This window comes from Sulfurospirillum arcachonense DSM 9755 (assembly GCF_000597725.1).
Lineage (GTDB): Bacteria > Campylobacterota > Campylobacteria > Campylobacterales > Sulfurospirillaceae > Sulfurospirillum_A > Sulfurospirillum_A arcachonense.
In genome coordinates this window covers 46,845-54,733 of sequence record NZ_JFBL01000019.1, presented here as the reverse complement: position 1 = coordinate 54,733, position 7,889 = coordinate 46,845, and the positions used below count along the sequence as shown (strand labels likewise).

The following is a 7,889-nucleotide window of genomic DNA, read 5'->3' as shown; positions in this document are numbered from 1 at the left end:
AACTCATCAATTTCTTCATTTGTAAAATCCCAAGTAGCATTATGAGGAGGAAGTGCTTCGTACTTCATAAACTCTGGCATTCTATCGTCTGCACTAGTAAAACCAGCTTTTTGATTAAATGCATGTTCTGTTTTTAGAATAGTTGAACCAAGATTTACTACATCATCACCAGTAAGGCTTGCTCCAAATCTAGCATTTATCATATCTATAAGTGCTGGTAAACATTTTGGGTCATCAAGGGCAGGGAAGGCTACAAATATACACATACCTGTACTATCAACTGCTGCACTTGCTATTTGAAGATTTCTTGCAAGTTCTACTTGTCCCTCTTTTTTAAGAGGATCTACATATCCACCACTATTTAGAATATTTGTAGCAACTGCATATCCTGCTGTATGATCAGCTCCCATTGGAGTTGTAACATAAGTTACACCTTGTCCTTTTACACTTCTTGGATCATATGCTGGTATACCTTGTCCTTTTACAGTTGGAACTCTTACTAGTCCATATATTTTTCCCAATACATGTGTTCCACTTCCTATAATTCTACCAAGTGGTGTTCCATTTGCTAACTCATCTGCAAGAAGCTGATATGCTTTCTCACCATCACCATATTCTAAGATTCCAGCATCTACTGCTAAACCTAAACAAACACTTGTTTCGATTGAATCTAATCCTAAATCATCCATCAAGCCATCAATTTTTGCTATTTGATCTAAATCTTCGATACCAAGATTTGCTCCTAGTGCCCAAATAGTTTCATATTCAAATCCTGATGTCAGGTATTTTCCTTCTTTATCATTATATACTTGAGAACATTGGATTACACAGCCTGCATGACAACCATGAGTTGTTTTTCCACCACGTTCTTTAATATTTTCTGCCATTGTTTCACCACAGATATTCTCTGCATGTTCCCAAGAACCTTCTCTAAAGTTTCTTGTTGGTAATCCTCCAGCTTCATTAAGTATATTTACAAGTACATTTGTTCCAAATGCTGGTAATCCTTCACCACTGATAGGATTTTCTTGAAGTGCTTTAGTAAACACTTTACTTGCTTCTTTAAACTTCTCAGGATCTGCAATCGTTACTTCTTTATACTTTTCAGAATCAATAGTTATACATTTGATTTTTTTAGAACCCATAACAGCACCAAGTCCACCACGTCCATGGCTTCTTAGTTTACCTTGTGGATCTTTTACTGATATATTTGATGTTAGCATTTGCATTTCACCTGGACGAGCGATACTCATCACAGCTACTTTCTTATTATACTTTTCAAGCATAGCATCTAGTACATAATAATTATCTTTTCCTACGAGTTCAGGTACTTCAATAAAATCTACATTATCTTTAGTAATGTGTAGTTGATAAAACTTACTAGTATCTTGTGGAATACCTTCAATAATAAGTGCTTTTACTCCTAGCTTTGACATAATCCCTGCAGTTGTCCCACCGACATTACTCTCTTTGATACCACCTGTAAGAGGGCTCTTTGCTCCACAGGAATTTCTTCCTGAGTTTGCTGCACTTGTACCTGAGAGTAAACCTGGTGCAAAAACAAGTTTATTATTTGGTCCAAGAGGGTGGCATTCTGGATCAACTTCTTCTGCTACTACTGTAGAAGTAAAGCCTCTTCCTCCAAGTCCCATCCATTGTGAAGGAACTTCTTCTATCTTAAAACTTAATTCATTCATGTTTACACGATAAATTTTATCTGCCATTTTAATCTCCTTATGTCGTTATCTTCACTCATCATAAGTCTATTACTATTAAATTTTTATTAAAATCGCTAAAAAGAAAATATGCAAAAAACGCATATCTTTTTTTACACACTTTTATATAAAAAAGCTAATTAATTTTATGATTATTAAGATAATTTCTTCAGAAAATTAAAAAATATCTGTGGTTTTTTTTAGCCTATCTTTATCAAAATGTGTATAAATTCTAGAAGTATTAATATCAGCATGGCCTAACGATTCTTGTACTAATATAAGATCTTTACTATTTTGATAGAGTAGGGTAGCAAATGTATGTCTTAGCATATGAGCACCATTTTTTTCTTTTCTAATACTAACACTAAGCAATATCTTTTCAACTATCCTACTTATATAAGCTTGGGTCAGAATATTGCCTTTTTGATTACAAAAAAGTAGGTTTTGGTTACATACCCTCATATTTAACCAATTATCCAAATTTGTTTTAATAATAGACTCTTTTATCATCACAATTCGTGGCTTATTGCCTTTACCTCTAACTTGAATAATATAAGTATCTCCATCTTTAACCAAATCTTTTATCTCTATATTTAAAGCTTCTCCAACTCTAATACCTGTATATAAAATAATTTTTATAATCAGTCTATTTCTATCAGCTATTTTTTCACCAAATACATATGTATCTATGGCTTTTATAAATCGATTGACTTCTTCTTTATGCATATAAGAAGGTAATTTTTGACCACTTTTTCCAGATAAACCACCCCAGTTTTTTAGTTCAATACCATACCTATAAGCATTACCATTACTTTGTTCATTTTGTTTATCAATGTAACTAAAAAATGTTATTATAGCTATACGATAGTTTTTTTTAGTAGCATCTGATAAATTGCTTGTTTGCGAAGCGAGAAAATCACTTAACAATTCTTCATCAATTTCTTTCATAGAAGCAGCACCATAACTATTTAGAAAAGTATATAATTTTTCAAGAGGAACATAATAGACATGAATACTATTTATGCCAATATTTCTGACTTCTTTAATAACTTTTTTTAACTCTACAATCGAATCAAATCCTATAATTAATTGTTTTATTAATTGAGCAAGTCTATCTTTATCTTTTACTTGCCTATTTGACAAACTTGTTATTTTACTTCTAATAAATCTTGTTAGCCAAAACAAAAATGTTTTACTAAAGTTTTCTTCACAATCTAATGGATATTTCATTTAAATGCCTTTAGTTAATTCATTAGATAAGCATAGCATAATTAAACTTATTTTAGTATTGGAAACTATAATTTCCAAACTAAATATAGTGTAAGATATATACATCAAATAAAAATAATTTTATAATATAAATGAACATATTTTTTATTAATATTATATTTAGTACAATGATATATATCATATTTTTTAGGCTAGTATTATGTATCAGTTTTTATTGGACAATGCAAAAGATTTTTCTTTACTCTATGTTGAAGACAATGATGGACTTAGAGAAAAGGCTGAGCGTTTTTTTAAAAAATTTTTTACTGAAATTTATGTAGGAACAAATGGTGAAGAAGGTTTGTTACTATATGAAAAACATAAACCTGATATTGTTGTAACAGATATTAGAATGCCAAAATTAGATGGTATGCAAATGTCTAAAAAAATTAAAAGTATTACAGATGATGTTAAAATCATAGTAACAAGTGCTTTTGATGATAAAGAATACCTTATGAAGTCTATAGAAGTTGGAATATATAGATATGTAAATAAACCTTTTAACATTGAAGAAATCACTCAAGTGCTTACTGAATGTATTACAGAATTACAAAACAGAGAAAAAATAGAAATTTTCAACAATAATATAAAAGATATATTTAATCATCAAGATAATCTTTTGGTTTTTCTTGAAAATAACATACCTACTATAGCCAATTATAATTTTTTAAAATTTTTCAATATTAACAAAATAGAAGAGCTTTTGGAAAAGAATAAAACACTCAGTGGATACTTTTTAGAGCAAGATAATTTTTTATATGGTAATAACATATATGATGAAATTAAAAATAATATAAATTCTCTCTACAATGTCAAAATGCAAAAAGATGGTAAATTTCATCATTTTATTTTAAAAGTCAAATCAATTCCTGAAAAAGAAAATTGTATCATATTCTCTTTTTCAGACGTAACAGAACTAAATTTATTAGGAAAATTTAAAGAAAACACTCCTATAAGTAGTTCAAAACTTATAGAATTACTTCATACTGTAAAAAACAATAAATCTAAAGTTAAAATACATAATTTTTATAAAGGCTTATCTATAACGAATGAAGCTGAAATATTAGATATCAATAAAGATTTTATTAAAGTTAAAACTACTTATGTTCAACAGATGGCAGTACAAAATCAAAAGTTTTTTTTCTTAAGTTCTAAAATTATGCCTAAGGATATATTTTGCGAAGAAATTGTAAATATTAACCGCAATGAACAAACTATTACGGCAAAACAGTATTCTTTTCAAAACTATACACCTCTTTCAAGAAAATATGTAAGAGTGCAGCCTGATAAAAATCATAAAGCTGGGTTTTTATATAATGACGTAAGATTCAATGGAGAGATTAAAGACCTCTCAATTAAAGCTGTAAGAATCAGAATACCCTCTTCTTCTGATACAATGAGAGTAGATAGAAGATTAAAAGTTGATATTGTTTTACAAAATCACGAACAAAAATTATTTATTAACTGTGATTCAAAAATTGCCCGTATTGATGAACATGCTAAATACACTGATATTATCTTTTTACTTGATATATCAGATGATATTATAAAAACATTGACAGAATATATATCAAATAGACAATTAGAACTTATTCGAGAGTTTAAGCATGTTGATAGAGAAACAGTTGATGAACGAAAAAAACTATCATAATATATTAAATAAAATAAAAAGAAAACTGCGTAACAATATGTTACTGCTCTTTTTAGCCTTATTAATAGCCTTAAGCTGTATACTCTATTTTATAGTAACAGAAAAAACTACTGACTACACTAATACTTTAAATACTCATATTAAAGATACTGTTTATGCATTAATTTTTGACCTTACACATGAATATAAAACAACATTGGAAAAAATAGTTACAAATAAAAATGTCGGTAAATATTTTTATGAAAAAAATAAAGAAAAACTATTAACAAGTATGTTAAATGAATGGAACTTTACAAAAGCAAGAAATCCTGATGTTACTGATATACGGTTTCATACAGCTGATGGTAAATTATTTTTAAGTATGAAAGAACCAAATAATAACTCAAAAGATCTTACTACAAGAAATATAATAAAAGATATGCATAAAAACAATTCACTATATATGACATATAAAGGATTTGAAACAACTGCTTATGATTTTGATTATAAAATCATTAAACCTATTTATAATGAAAAAAACAACTATTTAGGAGCGATTGAAATTAGTATAAGTCTTGATTATATACTTTCTCATATTGAAGAAGATATGGGTGTAAAAGGTTATTTATTAATTAGAAATCAAGATTTAAAAAAATATAAATATACATATAATTACAACTTAGAACTATCGAAATATAGTATCCCTTTTATAATTAACAAAAAAGAAATTCAAATCTTAAAAAATATTCCAAATGATTACGACTTTCAATCATCTCTTCTAAAATTTTTCAATAATGAAATGATTTTTTATACAACTGTAAATATTTTTGATTATAAATTAGATTCAACATCTAAATTATTATTTTATAAAGATATTTCAAGCTTACTTGAACAAGAAAAGAAAATTGTCATTACCTCTATATTTATTTTACTTATACTTCTTTTATTTATAATACTATTAACAAAATATCTTTTTAAATATCTTGTTAATACTTTAGAAGATTTTTTTTCTAAAATAATTGATTATGAAAGAAAAGAAAAAGAATACATCAATACTATAAAAGATGCTACACCCAATTTTGTAATAACAACAACAGGGAATGAAATTTTAAGTATGAACAAATCTTCTTTGGAATTTGTATCATTTAAATCTATAGAAAAATTTAAAGAGAAATATAATTGTATCTGCGAGTTTTTTATAAAAAAAGATGGTTATATCCAAAAAAAGATGGAGGGAACTGTATGGATAAACTATATTATAAAAAATCCAAACAAAATCCATAAAGTACTTATGAAAAAAGATGGTAAAATTCACACTTTTTTAGTTCATGCAATAAAATTTACGTATAGTAAAAACAATATCTATATCGCTATATTCTCAGACATTACAGATATAGAAAAGCTCACACTTGATTATAAATATATAATCAAAAGAAATCAATTTGCAGAACAAGGGGCTAATCTTGGTCTTTGGGATTGGGATATGATGACAGATAAAGTTTATTATTCCAAGATTTGGAAAAAAATACTAGGTTATGAAGAGGATGAAATTTCAGATTCTCTTGAAGAGTGGCATAAAAGGATTCATCCAGATGATAAGAGAAAAGTCATGGAAGATTTAGAAAATAATTTTAATAAAAAAACGTCATATTTTGCAAACAACCATAGATTGAAACATAAAGATGGACATTATATTTACGCTTCATTTCGAGGGCAGGCAATTTATAATCAATTGGATATTCCTCATCGTGTTGTAGGAATTTATGTTGATGATTCTGAAATGCAAGAAAATAGAGAAAAAATAAAAGAACAAGAAAAGTTAATGCTTGCTCAATCCAAACATGCAGCAATGGGTGAAATGATAAGTATGATTGCTCACCAATGGAGACAACCGATAGCTAGTATTGCAATGGGTGTAAACAATATGCTACTAGATGTTGAAATCGATAGCATTAATAAAAATGACTTAAAGCTAGAGTGCAATGGTATTTTAGAACAAACTGCTTTTCTTTCAAATACAATAGAAGATTTTAGAACATTTTTTAAAGAAGATAAAGAAAAATCTTTAGTAAATATAGAAAATGTTATTGATGATGCCATAAAACTTATGCAAGGTACACTTTCAAACAATAATGTTGTTCTATCAACCATGTATTTTCAAACATCTCAAATAAATACTTATCCAAATGAAATTTTACAAATATTATTAAATTTAATAAAAAATGCTAAAGAAGTATTAGTTGAGAAAAAAGTGAAAGAAAAATTTATAAAAATATATACTACTGAAGATGATGAATACATCTACATAGATGTAGAAGATAATGCTGGTGGGATTCCAAGTGATATTTTAGATAGAGTCTTTGAAGCATATTTCACAACGAAAGATGAACACAATGGAACAGGTTTAGGCTTGTATATGAGTAAAAAAATAGCTAATGAACATTTACATGGTAATCTCACAGTAAAAAATTCTAACGAAGGTGCAATTTTTACTGTATCTATACTAAAAAATTAGTACAGCTTATCCATTAAGTCTCCACCACATTGTAAATTTTCAAACCAATTTAAAAATTTATTAACATTATCTTCTTTGTATAATATACCATGTTGAGGAGCTATTATAGCGACCTCTTCTTCTCTTACTTTATTAACCCATGCTTTACAAAATTTATTGCCTGCCATATATCTCTCATGAAAACCTTGTATATCACTTTTTATTGATTCAAAATCTGTTTTATCTTCTTCATTATAATGTGATATATTAGTACCTATATCACCACTAAAAAGTATTTTAGAACGACTATCATAAAGCGAAAAATTACCAGGACTATGTAAGAAATGAGCGGGAATAATATAAATATAGTTTTCACCAAATTTTATTTTTGTACCTTTGTTGGGAACGGCATGTATTCTACTCATATCCAAAACACCATAATGGGTCATAAACCTAGTCCATAAATTTGGTAATAAAATTTTTGCTTGTGTTGCAATAGTCCATTCAGATATAGCTCCTGCAACATCTGGGTCTTGGTGAGAAAAAGTTATGAACTTGATATTTTCTATGGGAATATACTTTTGAATTGCCTTATAAAGCTCATCAAAAACACCTTTACTTCCTGGGTCAATTAAAATACCGGTATTTTGATGTATTATAAGATATTGTTTAACTGCTAAATATTGATTTTCATACTCTTCATCATCGAAATTAAACATTACACACTTGTGAACACCATCATCATAGATAACTGCTTCAGTTTCCATTGTAATCCTTTTTA

The 7,889-nt window shown here is 27.8% G+C and carries 5 protein-coding genes; 2 read left to right on the top strand and 3 right to left on the bottom strand.

Going from position 1 to position 7,889, the window contains the following annotated elements:
* A partial coding sequence (locus tag K354_RS0112595; RefSeq protein WP_024955851.1) for an aldehyde ferredoxin oxidoreductase C-terminal domain-containing protein occupies positions 1 to 1,724 on the bottom strand: 1,724 nt, incomplete at its 3' end.
* 168 nt (positions 1,725 to 1,892) lie between these two features.
* On the bottom strand, positions 1,893 to 2,945 hold the full coding sequence (locus tag K354_RS0112590; protein WP_024955850.1) for a tyrosine-type recombinase/integrase: 1,053 nt from the start codon (positions 2,943 to 2,945) through the stop codon (positions 1,893 to 1,895).
* Positions 2,946 to 3,144: 199 nt separating this feature from the next.
* Here K354_RS0112590 and K354_RS14820 point away from each other — a divergent pair, with 199 nt between their 5' ends.
* Both K354_RS14820 and K354_RS14815 read left to right on the top strand, forming a co-directional pair.
* The gene (locus tag K354_RS14820; protein WP_024955849.1) at positions 3,145 to 4,635 is read left to right on the top strand and encodes a response regulator; all 1,491 of its coding nucleotides are present in this window, start codon (positions 3,145 to 3,147) and stop codon (positions 4,633 to 4,635) included.
* Positions 4,613 to 7,129 carry an ATP-binding protein gene (locus K354_RS14815; RefSeq protein ID WP_024955848.1) on the top strand — a complete coding sequence of 839 codons (2,517 nt, stop codon included), beginning with the start codon at positions 4,613 to 4,615 and terminating at the stop codon, positions 7,127 to 7,129. The genes K354_RS14820 and K354_RS14815 overlap by 23 nt, the downstream gene beginning before the upstream one ends.
* Here K354_RS14815 and K354_RS0112575 read toward each other — a convergent pair.
* Positions 7,126 to 7,875: an oxygen-binding di-iron domain-containing protein gene (locus tag K354_RS0112575; RefSeq protein WP_024955847.1), complete on the bottom strand. Its 750-nt coding sequence runs from the start codon at positions 7,873 to 7,875 to the stop codon at positions 7,126 to 7,128. The genes K354_RS14815 and K354_RS0112575 overlap by 4 nt on opposite strands.
* Between the last annotated feature and the right edge of the window lie 14 nt (positions 7,876 to 7,889).

What these genes read in the sequence shown, in the direction of transcription:
- K354_RS0112575 (WP_024955847.1), bottom strand. Translation starts at nt 7,875, where the DNA reads ATGGAAACTGAAGCAGTTATCTATGATGATGGTGTTCACAAGTGTGTA.
- K354_RS14815 (WP_024955848.1), top strand. Translation starts at nt 4,613, where the DNA reads ATGAACGAAAAAAACTATCATAATATATTAAATAAAATAAAAAGAAAA.
- K354_RS14820 (WP_024955849.1), top strand. Translation starts at nt 3,145, where the DNA reads ATGTATCAGTTTTTATTGGACAATGCAAAAGATTTTTCTTTACTCTAT.
- K354_RS0112590 (WP_024955850.1), bottom strand. Translation starts at nt 2,945, where the DNA reads ATGAAATATCCATTAGATTGTGAAGAAAACTTTAGTAAAACATTTTTG.